Below are 19940 nucleotides of genomic sequence, written 5' to 3' on the forward strand. Positions count from 1 at the left end.
GAGCATCTGTTTCCAAAACTGAATTAAAGCTGGATTACCGAAGCTAAAAACACGTAAACTTGCGCTTAAAGTGAGGGTGTTGGGAATGATGATCCCGTCAAAATTGTATTGCTCCAGGTGGAATCACTTCAGGCGGAACTGGGGGATTTGAATTCGTCGCGGCAGACGAAACACTGCGTTCTTAGCACGTTTCAGGCGACTAAAAGCGCTCACGGGTTGTAACAAATTGAAACATTGCGTGATATCCCGCCCGAATCACGGCCTGCAATTACCTTATCTGCGCCCTAATCTGCCGGACCTCTGCCGCATTTGGGCGTCGTTGAGCGAAATGTGTCGAAGTGGGGCGCGTGCTGCAGTTGAAAGCATGCGGGCCCCCGGATATGTCCCTTCAAGCGGTGCACATCGGAGGACGCGACATGGCCAACCATCTGCACACAGGTGATCTGCCGGACGGGCTGGACCTGGGGACATCCGTGGCCATTGACTGCGAAACAATGGGCTTGCATCCGCATCGGGACCGCCTGTGTGTCGTTCAGCTGTCGGCTGGCGACGGGAATGCGCATCTCGTGCAGGTGGCCAAGGGGCAGGACCGCGCGCCGAACCTTGAGCGACTGCTGACCGATCCGACGGTCCTGAAGCTATTTCATTACGGACGGTTCGACATTGCGGCGATGTACCATGCCTTTGGCGCGCTGGCGGCGCCAGTCTACTGTACGAAGATCGCTAGCCGTCTTGTGAGGACCTACACCGACCGGCATGGGCTGAAGTCGCTGACGCAGGAACTCATCGGTGTCGATATCTCCAAGCAGCAGCAATCAAGCGATTGGGGCGCAGAGACGCTGACCCGTGCGCAAATTGAGTACGCGGCCTCTGACGTGTTGCACCTGCATCGGCTGCGAGAGGTTCTCGACAAAATGCTGGAGCGGGAAGGGCGGACAGAGGTCGCGCAGGCCTGTTTCGACTTTCTTCCGACGCGGTCCATGCTTGACCTTGCGGGTTGGCCCGACACCGATATCTTCGCGCACAGTTGAGGAACCGATATGGCACGTGCTGGCGGGGCCTATTCCCGCGTCATCGCCTGGCTGAAGATTTTGCTGCCGCTTGCCGCGCTGGCCCTGTTGTCGACGCTGTTCCTGCTGTCTGACAGCCGTGACACGCTGGAAAACGTGCCCTTCGCCGATGCGTTGAACCAAGGTGATGTGGCGACGCCGGGCGTGTCTGCGCCATATTACTCGGGCATGACGGACGACGGCGAACTTCTGACAATGACCGCGCGTCGTGCAAGGCCTCTGGCGGGCGGGGATATCGAAACAGATATGTTGGAGGCACGGGTGCATCTGAGCGACGGCAGCACGTTGACGCTGATCGCACAGATGGCACAGGTCAGTGACAGCGATAATGCGCTGACCCTGGGCGGCGGGGTGACCATCCAGAGCAGTCAGGGCTATGTCTTGCAAACAGACGCCATGATAGCGCGCACCGATCGTGTCGAAGGAGAAACTGAAGGACACGTCACAGGCACCGGGCCGTTGGGCACCCTCGACGCCGGACGGATGAAAATCGTCCCGGCGAATGAAAATGGTGCTGTGCAAATGCACTTCACCGACGGCGTAAAGCTGGTATACCAGCCGCCAGAAAAGGATGACACTCCATGACACGAACGCTCGCCGCGATCCTTGTGACGCTTTTGCCGATGACGGCCCCTGGCGCGGCAACGGCACAGCAGGTGGCGTTTGGAGGGATGCAGCAGGACACCCGCGCCCCGGTGGAGGTGACGGCGGATTCGCTGTCGGTCAACCAAGCGGATGGCACGGCAATGTATAGCGGAAATGTGGTGATTGCGCAGGGCGACATGCGCCTCGCCGCGCCTCGCGTTCTTGTGGTCTATTCCGAGCAAGCCAGCAGTATTCAACGGCTGGAGGCCACCGGCGGTGTCACACTGGTCAGCGGCGAGGAAGCCGCCGAGGCCGAGCGCGCCGACTATGATATAGAGGCCGGAACCGTGGTCATGAGCGGCGACGTGCTGCTGACCCAAGGCACCAGTGCGCTGACCGCGCAACGCATGACGGTCAATCTGGAAACGGGCACCGCCGAGATGGGCGGCCGGGTCAAAACGGTGCTGCAACCGTCCGGTGGCGAATAATGGTCAAGCCGGAATTGACGGTGACGGAGGGCGACAGCGGCCTGCGCGTGACGCATCTGCGCAAAAGCTATCGCAAGCGGGTGGTGATCCGTGACGTGACAATGCGGCTGGACCGGGGGGAAGTGGTTGCGCTGCTCGGGCCAAACGGGTCGGGCAAGACCACATCGTTTTACGCTATCGCAGGATTGGTGAATCCGGACGCCGGTCAAGTGATGATAGACGGTCGGGATGCGACGTATCTGCCGATGTACCGTCGGGCGCGGATGGGGATCGGCTATCTGCCGCAGGAAATGAGCATCTTTCGCGGCCTGTCGGTCGAGGACAATATTGGCGCCGTACTCGACATTGCCGAACATGACGCGACCCGGCGGCGTGAGCGGCTTGAAGAACTGTTGGGCGAATTTTCCATCGAACATCTGCGCCGCGCGCCTGCGCTGGCGCTGTCTGGGGGCGAACGCCGTCGGGTGGAGATTGCGCGCTGTCTGGCGGCAGATCCGAAATATCTGTTGCTTGATGAACCGTTCGCGGGGGTCGACCCGATCAGCGTGGGGGACATTCGCCATCTGGTAGCCGACCTGAAAACCCGCGGGCTTGGCGTGCTGATCACCGATCATAACGTGGCCGAAACGCTGGCGTTGGTGGATCGGGCCTACATCTTGCACGACGGTGCGGTGCTTATGTCGGGCTCCCCCGAAGAGGTGGTGCAGAACGAGAATGTGCGCCGTGTCTACCTTGGCGACAACTTTCGTCTCGCCTGACCTGTACGTTAACCGACGCTCTCAACCTGTTCATCTGTGATATAAATCAAGGGCGGTTTTTCCACTTTGTGACCCCCCAGACATATCGGTTTCGATTGACAGGCAGAGGCGTTTCACACTCAAATGGTGGTATGGTGCTTTGTATCGCGGCATGGCTGACCGGCACGTTTCCCCAGTTTGGGGAGTGTTTCGATTCGGTCTGTGCAAAGCACTTTTCCTGAACCGATGAACCCACCACCGGGGCTTATCGCCCCGGCCCTATTGTCGGTGCAATAAGAGAAGGACGGAACATGCGTTACCAGATCACGGGCAAACATATCGACATTGGCGAAGCGCTGCAGACACATGTGCAGACAGAGCTTGGCGCGATTTTGGATAAGTATTCCCAACGCCCGACAGACGCGACCGTGGTTTTTTCCAAGTCCGGGCATGAATTTGTCTGCGAAGCCACCATTCACCTGTCCAGCGGCCTGAACGCTGCGGCCAAGGGGCACGCGACGGAAATATATGCTGCTTTCGATGCCTGCATCGAAAAGATGGACAAGCAACTCCGCCGTTACAAGCGTCGACTGAAGGACCATCACAAGGACCGTACGGAACCCGTTGAATTTATCGGCGGCGCCTCGTATATCCTCGCCAATCAAAAGGATGGCTCGGAAGAAACCGAGCCCGAGTCGCTTCAGCCGATCATCGTCGCAGAGATGGAGACCCAGATCCCGTCGCTGTCCGTGGGCGAGGCCGTGATGCAGATGGAACTGGCCGGGGCACCCGTGCTTGTGTTCCGGAACGAGAAAAAGGATGGGGTGAACGTCGTGTATCGACGCGAGGACGGCAACATCGGCTGGATTGATCCGTGAGATTTCTCATGGATCGCGCGGCGCGTTGATCCTTTATACCCTCAGGGCTTGCACATGAAATTTGTCCATCTGTTGAAACCACAGGCCGTCAAGGCCATGGCTTCGTGTTCCTCGAAGAAGCGGTTGATGCATGACATCGCTGATCTCGCGGGGAGCGCGCATGACCTGAACGCATCGACAGTCGTGGAAGCCCTTTTGGAGCGCGAAACCCTGGGGCCGACGGGAGTCGGCCACGGGGTGGCGTTGCCGCATGCCCGGATTGCTGGTCTGGAAGAGGTGCTCGGTGTGTTCCTGCTGCTCGAAAAACCAATCGATTTCGATGCGGTGGACCGGCAGCCGGTGGACTTGGTCTTTGCGCTTTTGGCGCCAGAAGAAGCGGGCGTTGAGCACCTGAAGGCGCTGGCATTGGTGTCTCGGACGTTGCGCGATCCTGCTTTGTGTACCAAGCTGCGGGCCAACCGTGATGCCGCAACGCTCTACACAATTCTGACCGAGGCCGAGGCAGTCAAGGCCGCCTGAGTTCTTCGGTCGGGCGCGGGACTCTTGCCAAGGCAATTCGCCCGCCCACCGACCCTACCCCTGCGCATGTGACGTGCGGAGCTTTTCGGCTGCAGGTTTTTGGAAGTCTCTTCGGGTTCTTTTGGACGTATATGTCCAACGGTTCTGTCTGAAGGCGTGCGTTCGCAAAACAGAGTGCGCCTTCATCCCCAGTCTTCGAAGCCAAACATGAGATAGTCTCGTTGATAGGCTTCGCGGGCGAGGTGTTCAATCTGATCGTCGTAAATCTGTGCTAGGCTGAAGGGGGCCGAGGTCGGGTGCGGTGCAGGATCAGGCGGGGCGGGGTGTCCGACCTGCATCGCGAGTGCAGGCATGTAGGTTGCGACTTCGCTTTCGCGGATGATCATGTCAGGCAGGGTGAAATCACCCATGCCCTGTAAGCATTGCGCTTGCGTGGCCCAGTGGCCGTCAACGCGCACCGCAGTTTGACCAGAGAGGTTTGCTTTGACCCAGAGAAGCCACGCAGTGAAAGCCTCGCGGTGTGCAGTTTCGTCATAGTCGGGACCGGGCGCAGCTTCAGGGATGGGGAGGCTGTGGGCGCGGCGCAGTGTCTGCCGGATGCCCTTGAAGCTGCCCTTTTCCGTCGAGAGAATCTTGGAGCAAAATGCCTCATGCGCGCGGGCCAGCGGGTGTCGGATCACAGTGAAACTGCGGTGGCCGGGGCGCTCTTTCTTCCACGCGCGGAGCGTGCCTTGGGTGAAGTCGCGTATCAGTTGGTTGGCGCTGGCACCGTCCAAGTCGGCCAGCCACTGCTTGACCATGCTTTCGGGACCCGAGCGGATCGGCATGTATAAAAGCGGTGTGTCGCGGGCGGCGACGTAGCCGGGCACCACGGGGCCGCGGCGCGGTTCGAAATTGGGGGTACGCGTCAGGTTGAATGTGTCCTGTCGCGCCAGCGCGCGCTGCATCTCGTCGAAGTTTTCAACTTTGTCTGCGATCGGCTCCGGGTTTTGACGTTTCAACGCGGTATTGAGGCCGTCCTTTTGGTGAGTTGCACCAAGCCAGCGGGCCAGACCATTCATGACCCCGAGGTCATGGAGATCGTCGTAATCCACATAAAAACCCGTTTGCGCGGTGGATTGCAGAGTGTTCATGATCCGGAGCTGGAAGGCCTGCAGATCTGCCACATGCTCTTCGAATTCACGAGCGTCGAAGAGGGCTTTTGCCTCCTTGCGGCGCTTGACGTTGGTCAGCTTCCACTGGCCGGTGGCGCGAGCGATCTTCCAGCTGACGTAGCTGTCCACCGGATTGCGGGTCAGCACGATCTTACCGATCTTCCGGTCGGTCAGCAGCGTGTCCAGCACGCGCGGATCGTGGTTATGGAAATAGCGAAAGCCGCCCAATCCGCCCGGCGTGGCCAGCCGAATTTGTTGCAAAAGGCGCGTGGGGTCGAGGTCACGTTCAGCCTGCGTGACACCAAGGATGTCCTCGGATTGCGGATAGCCAATAAAATGCGGGTTAAACGCCTCGCCAAAGCAGCTCAGCCCATCAAAGCCGTTGATGTTCGCTTCGAGGAAATTCGAGCCGGTGCGCATTTCGGCAAAGATCACGAAGCAGTCAAATTGGGGCATAGGCGTCACTTTTTGACAAGATAGGGCTTACGTCCACCAGATCGCGTGTTTCGCGGACTGGGGTCAACGGGGAAGTCGCCCATGAGATAGGGGTGCATCCCTTGGTTTTTCAGGTTTTGCAGGAATTGGCCAAACCCAGTGAGGTCTTCGAGTGTTGGCGCTTCGGCGAGACGACGCAGGCTTTTCTGGCCGATTTCATCGATTATGATCTGCAAGGGTTCCATCGGGTTCTCTATGAATTCCGCCATGGACCAGATGCGGATGCGGGCCTTGGTCTCGGGGCTGCGCAAGATGTCGAGCATTCGGCTTTCGATCTTTTGCAGACGGGCGGCCTCGGCACGAATGTCTGAAAAGTTGGAGTTCGATTTGAAAAGCGGCACAGCCCAAGCGCCGGAAATCACCGAGATTTGCGCGTTGGGATCACGGGACATGGGCGAAAGGATCTTTGGGTTGTCGTAAGGCCCGTATTGAAAGCACTGCCGCTCACCGCGGGTGTTCCACACGAGATTGGTCAGGAAGGCTTTGGGATTGGCGTCACGAAGGGCGGCGTTGTCGGAGAGAGCGCCATTGATCAGGGTCTGTCCGGAGGTGAATTCAGCCCGCTTGGGTGCATAAAGGTGGCCGTGCACCTGCGCACCCGTGGCGCGGCTCAACCATTGTTCGAAACCAACGAAGAGCTCCGAAAATCCTTGAAAAACGGAGTATTTTCCTGCCGTCACGCCATTTTCCCAGCCCTCATTTGGATAACGGCTTTGCATGTAAAGGCCGGGGCGGCCACGCGTCCGGCGGTCTACAGCCTTGGCAAATATACGGTCTATCTTGCCCGGGTTGGGTTCCTGCCGGGACATGACGCGGTTCGGATCGGTCAAAAAGGCGTCATACAGGCGATCCGCGTGCGGCCAGATCTTGCGCGCAACAAAGCAGTCCGAGCGGCGCAGAAGCTGGAGATGGTCATCGTAAAAGATGTGAGGTTTGCCTTGGAAATCGAATTTCGACAGGGTCAGAGAGCGGCTTTCGACCTGTGTGGAGTAAAGTCGCGCGAGCGTCTGAAAGTAGCTCTCGTCAGGTATCCAGACGTGTTTGAAATAAGTGTCGTAGCGGGGACGTTCCGGGTCGTCGAGGATGGCCGATAGGGTTTGGCGCGTCAGGCACCACCATTGGCTGCCCATGTGTGGGGTGATGCCTTTGGGGATATGGCGTTTGTAGCCAACGCGGCGCTGCAATTCGACGAATTTGTCAAACAGGAACCGGCTGTTGCGCCATGAAAACGGGAAATGCAGCGTGAAGCGTTCGTGTTCCAGGCCACCGACGGTCCATGGAACGTCGGCTGTTGTCGCGCTTTCGATGAAGTCGGTGCGGGGGCGTTCGGCGAGGTAGCTGGTCAATTCCTCGACCGGGCGAAGCGGCAGGCAGGCCCCTGAGGCGAGGTAGACGTGGCGCACATCCTTGAAGCTCTTGAGCATGAGCTCGGCGGCGTCTTGAGTGGCGGCAACCAGTCCCCATGTGCCCCATTCGCAGCGGTGGCGTTTGGAAAACAAAACGTCCGGAAAGTCGGATAACCGTTGTCGAAGATCTTCAAAGTGGGCGCGAGGAACAGCACTGTCAACGTGGATCACCACAGGGCAACCGCCGCGCGCCCAATGCCGTGCCACGTCTTCCGCCCGGTTAAAGGCCGTGTGTACCAACATGATAATGCCGACGCTCATGCCCAGTTGCCTTTGGACATGATGCCGAGGATTTCAAGCTGGCGCCAGTTTATGTATTTTTCCGACCATTTGCACCAAAGGTCAGGGTTCTCCTTTACCCCTTCGGCGTAGGCGATGTATTCGCGGGAGGCACCGTAGTGCTGGCGTCGGTCCACCTCTTCGGCGGCCTTTTCGGTGAATGTCGAAAGGAACTTGGTGTGCAGCAGCGCGCCGGATGCCTTTTCGCCGCCCCACTCGTCGTAAACCTGGTTCAAGCCGCGCGGCAGCAGGTTGTGGGTCGAGGACACATAGGCATAGCGCCGATCCCAGCGCACCAGTGGCACCTTGTTCAGCGCTGGGGCCAGTTCGGGCTGGTCGGCAAAGAACATGCGGGCGCGGGGGCCGCCCTGAATCCAGAGGTTGCCTAACTTAGGGTTCTTCCTGATCGTATAGTTCCCGGCATCGAACCAGCTTGTCACCTCCAGCGGATCCTGACCTGCGGTATAGGGATGTTGATCAAGCGGACCTTTGGGGTACATGTCCAAGAGCATTGCCGAGAATGATTTTATTGAGGACGCATCAAGCCAGTCTGTCAGCGCGCGCAGTGGGCGTGTGTCGCAAAACGGGTAAAGGAACAGCTCATCCGGGTCGACGGTCAGGCACCAGTGATCGTGGCCGTATTTCATCAACAGCCAATTCATCCAGTCCACGCCAAAGCGGGAGCGTTTATAGCTTTGCCGGGTGGTCCAGACCGATACGTCTGCTTGCCGCGCCAGGTAGTCGAGCGAGCCGTCAGAGCTGTCGTTGTCCACGAAGAAGAAATGGTTCACGCCCATGTCGCGGTAGTATTTCAGGAACCACGGCAGGCGGATGCCCTCATTGCGCTGGGTCGAGAACAGCAGCAGATCAGAGGGGCGGATCTGGTCGGTACGGTTGGCGATCGGGCGCAGGTCGCGCCGTTTGCGAAAGGCGCGGATGCGCCAGCGCCTGCGTTGAAGCCTGAGGCTGTATGACTGCCATGCACCCAAAGTGTGTTCTGCCCTCTGCTCGCGTGGGGACGAGCGCGTCTCATGCGGCTATCAGATGCGGGTTAAGGCTGTCTTGAAATGTGCGGCCCATGTGGGGGGGCTATATTTCAAGCATTGTTTCCGATTGGCCCGGTAATCGTCTGCCATTTTCTGAATTGTATCATGCCACAGATAGATGCTGCCTGCATCTGCGTAAACTGGAATGTTCCGCAATGTCTCTTCGTAAATCGGGAGATTGTGACACAAGACAGGCACACCCAGCCCAGCGGCCTCCATGGGAGGCAGACCGTAACCTTCGGCGAGGCTCGGAAAGAGAAAACCGGCGGCCCCTGCGATCAGCGCCGTGACCTGCGGATCGGTTAGGCCAGACAGCTCGTGTACGCGGTGCGGCCGCGCATCGAGTCGGGCGAAGGTGGCGTGATTTTCCCAGCCGCGGTGACCGAGGATCAACAGATCTGCATCGACACCTTTCTCCCACACATCCAGCAGCAAGGCGTGGTTCTTCCGTGGCTCGATGGTGCCGAGCGTGACGAAATAGGGGGAGCGCCACGGGCCGTCGGGTGCCGTGCCTGGGGCGGCCAGATCGACACCCAGCGGCGTGACCAGCGTGCTCGGAACGTGGTGCACATGCCGATGAAGATCGGTCTCTGTCTGGATGGAATTGCATAGGATCAGATCGGCGTGTTGCCCGACGCGCTGCAGGAAACTGCGAAAGGTCTCGACTGTGCCCGGGCGTTGATACTCTGGGTGATCGAGCGGTATGGTGTCGTGGATAAGCACAGCTTTCTGCGCATCCAAAGAGGCCAGGGCGCGGATCAGGCGACGGGTGAAGTTCGTGTGGCCAAGGTTGATGTACCTCACGCCCTTCGGCAGATGGTTGCGAAGCATCCGAGGCAGACCCGGCGGGAGGCAACGGTCAAGGGCCTGTTGTCGCAGCTCGGCTTCTGCCCCTGCGCGCAACGGGTCCATGTTGCGTTTCAAGCGTGACAACCTGTCTGGTGCCGCCCATCCGCCATGGAGGATGCGCTCCCGTAGAACGGCGCAGCCGTGGCGGTCCAAAAGCATGTAGCCAAACGCGGATCGCACCAGCCCGTAAAGCGGGCCGTCCAGTGTCAGAAGATGATCGAGCCAAGCAAATTCCACCCGATCCACGCCGGTCAGCGGGCGTCCGGCACGGCTGACGAGGCGAGACAGGTCGAGGAGGCGGGTCATGACAGAATGCTATATCGCATGGCTGTTTGGGGCCAGTCCGGAATGTAACGGGAATTGTGTTGTAGCCAGCTGCGGGCACTTCACGGCATGGGGGAAGGATGCCAGGGCGAAAACGCCACTGCGTGTCCTTCGGTTTCAGGACCAAGTTTTCTGCATCTACGCCGAAAACTACAGCGAACGAAACCTCAGCTCGCCCACTGCTCTGCAAAGGCTGGAGCTTTAGCCGCCCGATGAAGACTCAGATCTGAGCTTGAAGCTCTTGCATGCGGCTTTCAGGATTTCAGGTGCCTTTCCTCGACATGCGTCGCAGCGTCAAAGGAGGCGGCCCAACTGTACACGACGACGTGCAGTGAGCCGTGGGCCGCCCATTGTTCATTTCTCGTAATGGCCGTTCTTATGCCATCGCCACGCGTCCGCGATCATTTGCGGCATGGTGGAGCGGTCCGGATTCCAGCCCAGCTCGGCGCCGGCACGGGTGGAGCCTGAGACCAGCTTGGTTGCGTCGCCTGCGCGGCGCGGACCTTCGGAATGGGGCACTTCGGCATTTGTGACCGTCGCGGCGGAGGTGATGACCTCGCGCACAGAAAAGCCGTCGCCCGTGCCGAGGTTGAACACCCGGCTGCCCTTGCCGTCCTGCAACCATTTCAGACCGAGGATATGTGCGTCCACGAGGTCGCAGACATGCACATAATCGCGGATGCAGGTGCCGTCCTGGGTGTCGTAATCTGTGCCGTGAATGGTCAGGGCAGCGCGCTGGCCGTCCACCGCTTCGAGCATGACAGGAATCAGGTGAGTCTCGGGGCGGTGGTGTTCACCGACCTCGCCCTCCGGATCGCCGCCGGCCACGTTGAAGTAGCGAAAGATCACAGAGCGCAGGCCGTCGGAGGCCTCAAAGTCGCGCAGGATGTTTTCAACGGCACGCTTGGACGCGCCGTAGGCGTTCAGCGGCTCTTGGGGCGTGTTCTCGTCCAGCACGACGTTGTCATGTTCGCCGTAAGTGGCACAGGTGGAGGAGAAGACAAAATCAAGACATCCGGCGTCGACGGCGGCTTCGATCAGGGTGAGTGAGCCACAGACGTTGTTGCGCCAGTACATGCCAGGCTTGGCCATTGCCTCACCTACCTGGCTGAGCGCGGCGAAGTGCATGACGGCGATGGGCTGATATTTGGCAAAGACCTCATCCAGTCGGGCGCGATCCATAAGGTCACCCTGTTCGAAGGGGCCGAATTTTACCGCGTCTTGCCAGCCTGTTACGAGATTGTCGAAGGTGACCGGAGTGAACCCGGCCACCTTCAGTGCTTTACAGGCGTGACTGCCGATGTAGCCAGCCCCGCCTGTAACAAGTACGTATTGTGTCACGTGTCGCTTCCGTTATTCGGCGGCTTTGCGCGAGGCCATCAGTTCGGTCAGGTATCCTTCGAGATCGTCACGCAGTTCGTCGCGTGCAAGGCCGAATGCCACGGTGGCCTGAAGAAAACCGGACTTGGACCCGCAGTCGAAGCGCTGGCCACGGAAACGGAAGCCGTAAACGCCGCCATCGTCCTTGCCGATTTCTTCAGCGATGGCGTCGGTCAACTGGATCTCGCCGCCCGCACCGGTCTTTTTCTGGTTCAGATTCTTGAAGATCTGTGGCGACAGTATGTAGCGACCGATCACTGCAAGGTTGGATGGTGCGTCTTCGGGCTCCGGCTTCTCGACCATGCCTTTGACCTTGACGATGGAGCCCATGTCTTCGTCCACGTCGAGCACACCGTAGGATTTGGTCTTTTCCGTCGGCACTTCCATAGCGGCAACCATGTTGCCGCCGGTTTCCTCATAGGCTTCGACCATCTGCTGCAAACACGGCTTTTCGGCGGCGATCACATCGTCTGGAAGCACAACGGCAAAGGGTTCGTCGCCCACAAGGCGGCGCGCACACCAGATGGCATGTCCAAGGCCAAGTGCCTTGTGTTGCCGGATGTAGGCGATCTCACCGGAGTCCATGTTGGTGGCCTTCAGGATCTCCAGCAGTTCGGTTTTGTCTTTTTTCTGAAGTTCCTGCTCCAGCGTCGGGGCCACGTCGAAGTAATCTTCGAGGGCGCCTTTGCCGCGCGAGGTAACGAAAATGAACTCCTTGATGCCAGCAGCGCGGCATTCATCAATGGCGTATTGAACCAGTGGGCGGTCCACCAGTGTCATGATCTCCTTCGGGACCGATTTGGTCGCCGGAAGAAAGCGGGTTCCAAGGCCTGCGACCGGGAAAATCGCCTTCGTGACCTTTTTACGCATCCGCTTGCTCCTTCTCTCTATTAAATCAAATAAAATTTCGACGTTTTGTCGACGTACGGGGACGCTGCGTCGCAGCATCTTGCCGTCGGCGTGACCTTTGCCTTTATAATCGAAAATGGCCAGTGCTTGGTTCCATATAATAGCAGAAAAGAGCCTATTCGCATATCGAGAAGCCATTTGGCCCGCGAACTCTTGCCGTGCGACGCTGTTCAGCGTCACATCTGCGCGCAAAACGCCAAGGTTGTATTAGGGGCGCGTCCCGCTGGCTGCGTCCCCAGAGGCCTCCGGTCTGCTCCCAAACACCGTCCTGTGTAAAGCGCAGGCGGTGATAACGAGCTGTGGGATCAAGCAAAATCAGCGTGGTGATGTTGCCATTAGCTGCGCTGCGGGCAGCCTCGGCGCGGAGCTTGGCGGCTTGCCAAATTCGACCTGTAAGGGTGTGGCGGCTTGCGCCGGGGCGACCGGGGAAAGCAAGAAATTCCGAAGCGGCACGCGCGATGGAGGGCGTTTCGTTCAGTGAGCGTTTCAGGCCGTCGCGCGCGCCTTGATCCAAGCCGCGCATGAGGCGGCTCACGTCAAGCGGGTCCAGTGAACCACGCTGCATCGCGCGCAGCAGACGATTGCGTTGTCCGTTCCGGAACACCTGCCATGCAGGTGCGCGCGCAGCGCTGCGGCAATGTTTGCGCAAAAAGGCCTGTTGCGACGCGCCGATCTGCGTGAGGTCGCGCGGTGTGCGGTCGGACGCGCGACGGTCGGATGCCTCGAACCCATGGTGCACCTGCGCAAGCGGCACGACGGCGGTGGCGTGGCCCGCTTGGGCAAGACGCATGTTCATATCTGTTTCATCGAGGAAAAAGTGAAATGCCGGATCGAAGCCGCCAATTTCCGAAAGTACATCGCGGCGCAGCGCCATATTGGTGCCTTCGGTTTTGATCGCACTGCCGTGGGCGGGCTGTAAAACGGTGGGATGGGTGTCCGACACGTCGAGCGGTGTGGTCTCGCCTGTTGTGTCCACGGTGCGGGCGCGCCACTGAAACGAAATGCCGTTGCGCCCGATGACGAAGCCCCCCGCCGCGGCGATATCCCCGGTTTCGAAGGGTGCAGCGAGGTGGTGCAGCCAGAGCGGCTCCGGCACGGCATCGTCGTCGATGAAGGCGATGACCTCTCCTGCAGCTTGGGCAATGCCAAGATTGCGGGCCACAGAAATGTTGGGTTGATCGAAAGATATGGTCTTCAAATGGGGCGCATGATCGGTCGCCTTGACCGCATCCTGACCTGCGGGGCAGGCTACGATGACCACTTCGAAGTTCTGGTAATCAAGTTGTGCAATCCCGGCCAGGCATCGGAGCAACGCCGCCGGACGATGCCGGCTGACCACCACGATGCTCACCTGGAGAGGCATCAGCCTTGCTTCAGATCCACGCCGGGTGCGTAGGCGATGAAGAAACAGTTTGCGAAGCCGTCTTTGCCGTAAGCCAGCGGTGTGTGGTCGTCGAAACGCACGACCTGTCCCCCAGCGCCAGCGAGCACGGCGTGCCCGGCGGCAGTGTCCCATTCCATTGTGCGGCCCAGGCGCGGGTAGATGTCTGCCTCCCCAGTCGCCACAAGACAGAACTTGAGCGAAGATCCGGCAGAGCGCATGTCCTTCACATTGTATTTGCTGATGTAATCGTCAGTGGCCTGATCTCGGTGCGATTTGGATGCAACGACCATCAGAGCTTCATTGTCGGGCTCTGTGACGCGGATGTCCTTGGTCTCGCCCTTTGTATCGACTTTGAACGGGCCGGTTTCCTCGACCGAGTGGCCGACGGAATTGGTGTAGAACATGCGCTCGCGCGCCGGGGCATAGACCACGCCACGAGTCGGCACGCCGTCTTCCACCAGTGCGATGTTCACAGTGAAATCGCCCCGGCGGTTGATGAACTCCTTTGTGCCGTCCAATGGATCGACGATCAGGAATGTGCGCGCGTCGATGCTGTGGGAGGCAGCCTGCTCTTCGGTTACCAGGGGCACATCGGGGAAGGCCTCGCGCAGGCCTGCGGAAATCAATGCGTCAGCCGCTTCGTCAGCCTCTGTCACGGGCGATTCGTCGGACTTGGTTTTCACTTCGAAATCGTCGGCGTTGTAGATCTCCATGATCTTGTCGCCGGCCTCGATCGACAGGCGTCGCAGCACCGTCATCAGATCGGAATAGTTCATGCGAAATCTCCTTGGGACACCACGGTGCGCGGTTTGTTGATTTGGCTCTATGTTCGTCTTATGGTCGCTATAACGATAAACGGCAAGTCAACCAAATTCGCCCTATAAATAGGCAGGCAGCGGCGAAAATGCCGTGGCAGTGGAGTGGTCAATGTTTCAGACGTACCGCCCGAAATCCAAGTTGGAGTCGGCGCTCAACATATGTGAGCTGATCTACCACAATTCTGTCCGGGCGGTGCGCAAAACGCATGAAAACGCCTTTATGGCGATTTTTATCAATCTGCTGCAAACGATCATTTTTGTGCTCGCATTTTACGCGATGTTTTCGATCATGGGCATGAAGGGCGCGGCGTTGCGCGGCGATTTCATGGTCTACATCATGACGGGTGTTTTTCTATACCTGACGCACAGCAAGACAATGGGCGCCGTTGCCGGGTCAGAGGGGCCGGCCAGCCCGATGATGCAACACGCCCCGATGAACACGATGATCGCTATCCTGTCCGGGATGGTGTCTTCGCTATACATCCAGATGCTATCGCTGATCTTGGTCCTGTTTGTGTACGATGTGGCTTTCAATCCGTTCGTTCTGCAGGAGATCCACGACCCGATTGGATGCATGTTAATGGTCATATTGTCCTGGTTCTCCGGGGCTGCGATCGGGCTGGTGTTTCTGGCGGTCAAGCCTTGGGCGCCTTCGCCTGTTGGGATCATTTCGACAATTTACCAGCGGGCAAACATGATTGCCTCGGGCAAGATGTTCGTGGCCAACACGCTGCCAGGATACATGGTTGTCATGTTCGACTGGAACCCGTTGTTCCACACGATTGACCAGTCTCGTGGATATGCGTTCAAGGATTACAATCCGCACAACTCGAACTGGGAATATCCACTGTACCTGTCTCTGGTGTTGATCATGATTGGCCTGATGGGCGAATTTTACACGCGAAAGCATGCCTCTGCGTCGTGGAGTGCGCGTCAATGATTGCGCGCGCGTACCTCATGCGTCTTGTGATGATCTTTGCGGCTTTGCTCGGTGAAGCTGTTCATGCGCAGGAGCTTCCGGCGATGTATGATGTAACGGGTGTGCGGACGGACGACGTTTTGAACGTGCGCAGCGGGCCAGGGGTCGGCAATCCTGTGATCGGGTCATTGAACCACGATGAAACCCGGGTCGAGGTGACGGCAATCCAAGGCAATTGGGCGCGTTTCAATCTGGATGAAGGGGTGGGCTGGGCATCTTTGCGCTTCCTTGAGCGCCGGGCGGATGAAAGTGTCGCCAATGCCCAAGGGCTGCGATGCTCCGGGACAGAGCCGTTCTGGGATCTGGAAATCGTGCCGGAAGAGACTGCGCAGCTCCGCCGTCTCGATACTCCGCTGGTGGATGTGTTCCAGATCGGAGCCCTGGGCAGGCTACCAGCCGAGGTAGAAAAATATGCCATGCGCGGCGTCGGCGCCGCGCGCGAAATTGCGGTGGTGATCACGCCGGGCACCTGCACCGACGGCATGTCGGACCGTATCTACGGGTTGGACGCGACGGTCTTTGTGACCGGATCGCAGGGGCCGACTTATGGTGGCTGTTGTTCCCTGACGGACTAGGTCACGACGCGCAATGTCAGGTTCAATCGCCCGCCTTCTGAAAAGAGCGTCGATGAGCCGGGACGTACGCGGTCTACGCCGTGAAAGGCGCGCCGCGATGTGCCGGTCAGCAGCACCACGTCGCCAGACGTCAGCCAGTGAGATTGGGTGCTGTCTTTGCGGTCCTCTCCGCCCATGCGAAACAGGGCGTCGTCCCCCAGAGAGACAGACAGCACCGGGCAATCGTAGTCCTGCTCGTCTTTGTCCTGATGCAGGCCCATACGGGCGTCCTCGGCGTACCAGTTGATCAGGCAGCATTCTGGTGCGCGCTCGCAGTCGGCAAACCGGTCCCAAAGCGCAAGAATGCTGGCGGGAATCGGGGGCCATGCCTGTCCGTCCGGATGGTGTTTTTCGTAGCGGTAGCCGCGCGTGTCGCTGATCCAGCCAAATTCGCCCGCCGCAGACATGCGCACGGACATCGGTCCGCGTCGGGTGCGAGGTCGGACCAGAGGCGCTGCGCGCAGCACCTCGCGGACATCGTCCACGACGGCTAGCTGGGCCGCGCGGTCCAAAGCGCCGGGAAAAATGCGAAACCCTTTGATCTTTAGCTCTGTCATGTCGGGAAAACTGGCCCGTTTGAAACCAGTTGCCAAGGATTTCACGCTATAGCGCCTGAAATTCTCGCCAAAATGGGCGGTTCCCGCGACGTCAAACGGGGCCAGTTGCCTGTTGCAGCAAGAATCCGAAGATTTGCGAGGGTCCGAATGCTTGGCAAAGCGCGGGGCGCTCCTTATATACCCTCCGAACGCGGTGGCAGGTCCTCTGCCAGCGTAAATGAATGCGGGGTGTGGTCGCCAAAATGGGTCCATCGCCTCGTTGTATCGCCTTGAGACAGAAAGGGATCGAAATCATGGGTAAAGTGATTGGCATCGACCTCGGGACCACGAACTCCTGCGTCGCTATCATGGATGGTTCGCAGGCACGTGTTATCGAGAACGCCGAAGGGGCACGTACAACGCCCTCCATCGTCGGTTTCACCGAAGATGAACGTTTGGTGGGCCAGCCAGCAAAACGTCAGGCTGTGACCAACCCGGAAAACACCGTATTTGCTGTCAAGCGTCTGATCGGCCGTCGCACCACCGACGCCGAAGTGACCAAGGACAAGGACATCGTTCCGTACAAGATCGTGGACGGTGGAAACGGCGACGCCTGGGTCGAGATTCGTGGCGAGAAATTCTCTCCCTCGCAGATCTCTGCCTTCACGCTGCAGAAGATGAAAGAAACCGCCGAGAGCTATCTTGGTGAAGAAGTGACGCAGGCGGTTATCACCGTTCCGGCGTACTTCAACGACGCCCAGCGTCAGGCGACCAAGGACGCGGGCAAGATTGCCGGCCTCGAAGTTCTGCGCATCATCAACGAGCCGACGGCGGCTGCGCTGGCCTATGGTCTCGACAAGAAAGAAACCCGCACCATCGCGGTCTATGACCTTGGTGGCGGCACGTTCGACGTGACCATCCTCGAAATCGACGATGGTCTGTTCGAAGTTAAATCCACCAACGGTGACACGTTCCTTGGTGGTGAAGACTTTGACATGCGGATCGTGAACTACCTCGCGGACCAGTTCAAGAAAGAGCATCAGGTCGACCTGACCAAGGACAAGATGGCTCTGCAGCGCCTCAAAGAGGCCGCCGAGAAAGCCAAGATCGAACTGTCCTCGGCCACGCAAACCGAGATCAACCAGCCGTTCATTTCGATGGGCTCCGGCGGCACGCCGCTGCACCTCGTGATGAAGCTGACCCGCGCCAAGCTGGAAAGCCTTGTTGGCGATCTGATCAAAGCGTCGATCAAGCCATGTCAGGCTGCTCTCAAGGACGCGGGCCTGTCCACATCCGATATCGACGAGATCGTCTTGGTCGGTGGTCAGACACGTATGCCGAAAGTCATCGAAGAGGTGACGAAGTTCTTCGGCAAGGAGCCGCACAAGGGTGTGAACCCTGACGAAGTTGTTGCCATGGGCGCCGCCATTCAGGCTGGTGTTCTGCAAGGCGACGTCAAGGACGTGGTCCTGCTCGACGTGACACCGCTGAGCTTGGGCATCGAAACGCTGGGTGGCGTGTTCACGCGTCTTATCGACCGCAACACCACGATCCCGACGAAGAAGTCTCAGGTTTTCTCCACCGCCGAGGACAACCAGAACGCTGTGACGATCCGGGTGTTCCAAGGTGAGCGCGAGATGGCGGCGGACAACAAGATGCTCGGCCAGTTCAACCTGGAGGACATCCCGCCGGCACCGCGCGGCATGCCGCAGATCGAAGTGACCTTTGACATCGACGCCAACGGCATCGTGTCGGTTGGGGCCAAAGACAAAGGCACCAACAAAGAGCAGAAGATCACGATCCAGGCGTCCGGCGGTCTGACCGAAGAAGATATCGAGCGTATGGTGCGCGAGGCGGAAGAGAACGCCGACGCGGACAAGGACCGCAAAGAGCTGGTGGAAGCGAAGAACCAGGCAGAGAGCCTGATCCACCAGACCGAGAAGCACGTCGAGGAGCACGGCGACAAGGTCGATCCATCGACCGTCGAAGCAATCGAATTAGCTGTGGCTGCTCTGAAGGACGATCTCGAAAAGGACGATGTGTCCGCCGAGAAGCTCAAGTCCGGCATCCAGAACGTCACCGAGGCGTCCATGCGTCTGGGTGAGGCGATCTACAAGGCGTCCGCCGCCGAAAGTGACTCGGATGGCCCGCAAGCCGCTGATGAGTCGCAGGGGAACGCGGACGACGACACAATCGTCGATGCTGACTTCGAGGATCTGGACAACGACAAGCGGGCCTAAGGCACGCGCCCGGAAAACCGAGAGGGGCCGGTCCGGACTCCGGGCCGGCCCTTTCTTCTGACCGTGTGTCAGTCAATTCGGGCCGAGAGGAGGACATATGTCCAAGCGTGATTATTACGATGTGCTCGGTGTGGCGAAGGGGTCTTCGGCGGATGAGATCAAGAAAGCCTATCGCAAGAAGGCCAAGGAACTTCACCCGGACCGCAACTCGGATAACCCCGAGGCCGAGAACCAATTCAAGGAAGCAAACGAAGCCTACGACGTTCTGAAGGACGCGGAGAAAAAGGCGGCCTACGACCGGTTTGGTCATGCGGCCTTTGAAGGTGGCATGGGTGGCGGCGGAGGCCGTCCCGGCGGACAAGCTGGCAACCCGGATTTCGCCAGTGCCTTTTCCGACGTGTTCGACGATTTGTTCGGCGACTTCATGGGCGGGCGTCAAGGTGGCGGTCGCCGTGCCGCGCGTGGCGCAGACCTGCGTTATAACCTGCGCATAACACTTGAAGATGCCTTCAACGGCTTGGCCAAGACAATCAATGTACCGACCTCGGTGCAATGTAACGTCTGCAATGGCTCCGGCTCAGAAGGCGGGACAGAGCCGACCACTTGTCCGACGTGTTCGGGCATGGGGAAGGTGCGCGCAACGCAAGGCTTCTTTACCGTAGAACGAACCTGTCCGACCTGTTCGGGTATGGGACAGATCATCAAGAATCCCTGCAACAATTGCCAGGGTGCGGGGCGCGTTCAAAAGGAACGCGCGCTGTCGGTGAACATCCCTGCAGGGGTGGAAACGGGCACGCGCATCCGTCTTGCAGGTGAGGGCGAGGCCGGGATGCGCGGTGGCCCTCCGGGTGACCTGTACATCTTCATCGAGGTCGAGCCGCACAAGATCTTTGAGCGCGAAGCCACCGAGCTGCATTGCCGGGTGCCGGTGTCCATGGCAACGGCGGCGTTGGGCGGTGACATTGAAGTTCCGACTATCGATGGTGGACGCTCGCGAGTGAAGATCCCGTCGGGATCGCAATCGGGTCGCCAGATGCGGTTGCGGGGCAAGGGTATGCCTGCGCTGCGTGGTGGTTCCTCGGGTGATATGTTCATTGAGCTCGCAGTCGAAACGCCGGTCAATCTGACATCGCGTCAGAAAGATCTCTTGCGTGAGTTCGAAGATCTGAGCGAAGACAATAACCCGGAGAGCAAGAGCTTCTTCAGTTCTGTGAAGCATTTCTGGGATTCAATGAAGGGCTAAAACGACG

Annotated in this window: 19 protein-coding genes; 10 read left to right on the forward strand and 9 right to left on the reverse strand. The window is 59.0% G+C overall.

The features are described 5' to 3' along the window. Positions 1-416 precede the first annotated feature (416 nt). The 6 genes from J4E08_RS05820 to J4E08_RS05845 all read left to right on the forward strand — a co-directional run bounded on the left by J4E08_RS05820 (position 417) and on the right by J4E08_RS05845 (position 4277). Positions 417-1031, forward strand: coding sequence for a ribonuclease D (locus J4E08_RS05820; protein ID WP_349537973.1), 615 nt, complete (start codon positions 417-419; stop codon positions 1029-1031). A gap of 9 nt (positions 1032-1040) precedes the next feature. Beyond that, on the forward strand, positions 1041-1655 hold the full coding sequence (gene lptC, locus J4E08_RS05825) for an LPS export ABC transporter periplasmic protein LptC (RefSeq protein WP_349537676.1): 615 nt from the start codon (positions 1041-1043) through the stop codon (positions 1653-1655). After that, complete coding sequence (gene lptA, locus J4E08_RS05830; protein ID WP_183962605.1) at positions 1652-2143, forward strand: lipopolysaccharide transport periplasmic protein LptA; 492 nt, start codon at positions 1652-1654, stop codon at positions 2141-2143. Before lptC ends, lptA begins: the two co-directional genes overlap by 4 nt. After that, positions 2143-2901, forward strand: a complete 759-nt coding sequence (gene lptB / locus J4E08_RS05835) for an LPS export ABC transporter ATP-binding protein (RefSeq protein WP_183962606.1) — start codon at positions 2143-2145, stop codon at positions 2899-2901. The genes lptA and lptB overlap by 1 nt, the downstream gene beginning before the upstream one ends. Before the next feature lie 290 nt (positions 2902-3191). Then, positions 3192-3758 carry a ribosome hibernation-promoting factor, HPF/YfiA family gene (hpf, locus tag J4E08_RS05840; RefSeq protein WP_349537677.1) on the forward strand — a complete coding sequence of 189 codons (567 nt, stop codon included), beginning with the start codon at positions 3192-3194 and terminating at the stop codon, positions 3756-3758. Between the two features lie 54 nt (positions 3759-3812). Then, on the forward strand, positions 3813-4277 hold the full coding sequence (locus tag J4E08_RS05845; protein WP_183962608.1) for a PTS sugar transporter subunit IIA: 465 nt from the start codon (positions 3813-3815) through the stop codon (positions 4275-4277). Positions 4278-4459: 182 nt separating this feature from the next. On the opposite strand, the gene J4E08_RS05850 is transcribed toward J4E08_RS05845, so the two are convergent. The 8 genes from J4E08_RS05850 to cysQ all read right to left on the reverse strand — a co-directional run bounded on the left by J4E08_RS05850 (position 4460) and on the right by cysQ (position 14279). Continuing rightward, entirely contained in the window at positions 4460-5887 is a 1428-nt protein-coding gene (locus tag J4E08_RS05850) for a sulfotransferase family 2 domain-containing protein (RefSeq protein WP_349537678.1), read from the reverse strand. A gap of 5 nt (positions 5888-5892) precedes the next feature. Then, positions 5893-7593 carry a DUF5927 domain-containing protein gene (locus tag J4E08_RS05855; protein ID WP_349537679.1) on the reverse strand — a complete coding sequence of 567 codons (1701 nt, stop codon included), beginning with the start codon at positions 7591-7593 and terminating at the stop codon, positions 5893-5895. Continuing rightward, positions 7590-8600, reverse strand: coding sequence for a glycosyltransferase family 2 protein (locus J4E08_RS05860; protein WP_349537680.1), 1011 nt, complete (start codon positions 8598-8600; stop codon positions 7590-7592). The genes J4E08_RS05855 and J4E08_RS05860 overlap by 4 nt, the downstream gene beginning before the upstream one ends. A gap of 51 nt (positions 8601-8651) precedes the next feature. Next, on the reverse strand, positions 8652-9812 hold the full coding sequence (locus J4E08_RS05865) for a glycosyltransferase (protein WP_349537681.1): 1161 nt from the start codon (positions 9810-9812) through the stop codon (positions 8652-8654). 372 nt (positions 9813-10184) lie between these two features. After that, positions 10185-11171, reverse strand: coding sequence for a UDP-glucose 4-epimerase GalE (gene galE, locus J4E08_RS05870; RefSeq protein ID WP_349537682.1), 987 nt, complete (start codon positions 11169-11171; stop codon positions 10185-10187). A gap of 12 nt (positions 11172-11183) precedes the next feature. Next, a complete protein-coding gene (galU, locus tag J4E08_RS05875; RefSeq protein ID WP_349537683.1) occupies positions 11184-12080 on the reverse strand; it encodes a UTP--glucose-1-phosphate uridylyltransferase GalU in 897 nt (298 codons plus the stop codon). Between the two features lie 154 nt (positions 12081-12234). Beyond that, positions 12235-13482: a glycosyltransferase family 2 protein gene (locus tag J4E08_RS05880; protein WP_349537684.1), complete on the reverse strand. Its 1248-nt coding sequence runs from the start codon at positions 13480-13482 to the stop codon at positions 12235-12237. Beyond that, the gene (cysQ, locus tag J4E08_RS05885) at positions 13482-14279 is read right to left on the reverse strand and encodes a 3'(2'),5'-bisphosphate nucleotidase CysQ (RefSeq protein WP_349537685.1); all 798 of its coding nucleotides are present in this window, start codon (positions 14277-14279) and stop codon (positions 13482-13484) included. Before cysQ ends, J4E08_RS05880 begins: the two co-directional genes overlap by 1 nt. Before the next feature lie 151 nt (positions 14280-14430). On the opposite strand from cysQ, the gene J4E08_RS05890 reads away from it, so the two are divergent. After that, a complete protein-coding gene (locus J4E08_RS05890) occupies positions 14431-15261 on the forward strand; it encodes an ABC transporter permease (protein ID WP_183962617.1) in 831 nt (276 codons plus the stop codon). Further along, positions 15258-15875 carry an SH3 domain-containing protein gene (locus J4E08_RS05895; RefSeq protein ID WP_349537686.1) on the forward strand — a complete coding sequence of 206 codons (618 nt, stop codon included), beginning with the start codon at positions 15258-15260 and terminating at the stop codon, positions 15873-15875. The genes J4E08_RS05890 and J4E08_RS05895 overlap by 4 nt, the downstream gene beginning before the upstream one ends. Here J4E08_RS05895 and J4E08_RS05900 read toward each other — a convergent pair. Next, entirely contained in the window at positions 15872-16471 is a 600-nt protein-coding gene (locus J4E08_RS05900) for an alpha-ketoglutarate-dependent dioxygenase AlkB (RefSeq protein WP_349537687.1), read from the reverse strand. The two genes, J4E08_RS05895 and J4E08_RS05900, sit on opposite strands and share 4 nt — an antisense overlap. 293 nt (positions 16472-16764) lie before the next feature. Between J4E08_RS05900 and dnaK the strand changes: the two genes are divergently transcribed. Beyond that, complete coding sequence (gene dnaK / locus J4E08_RS05905; RefSeq protein ID WP_183962619.1) at positions 16765-18690, forward strand: molecular chaperone DnaK; 1926 nt, start codon at positions 16765-16767, stop codon at positions 18688-18690. Positions 18691-18787: 97 nt separating this feature from the next. Further along, positions 18788-19933, forward strand: coding sequence for a molecular chaperone DnaJ (gene dnaJ, locus J4E08_RS05910; protein ID WP_349537688.1), 1146 nt, complete (start codon positions 18788-18790; stop codon positions 19931-19933). The last annotated feature ends 7 nt before the right edge of the window (positions 19934-19940 follow it).

The sequence above is a fragment of the Sagittula sp. NFXS13 genome (assembly GCF_040148795.1).
Lineage (GTDB): Bacteria > Pseudomonadota > Alphaproteobacteria > Rhodobacterales > Rhodobacteraceae > Sagittula > Sagittula marina.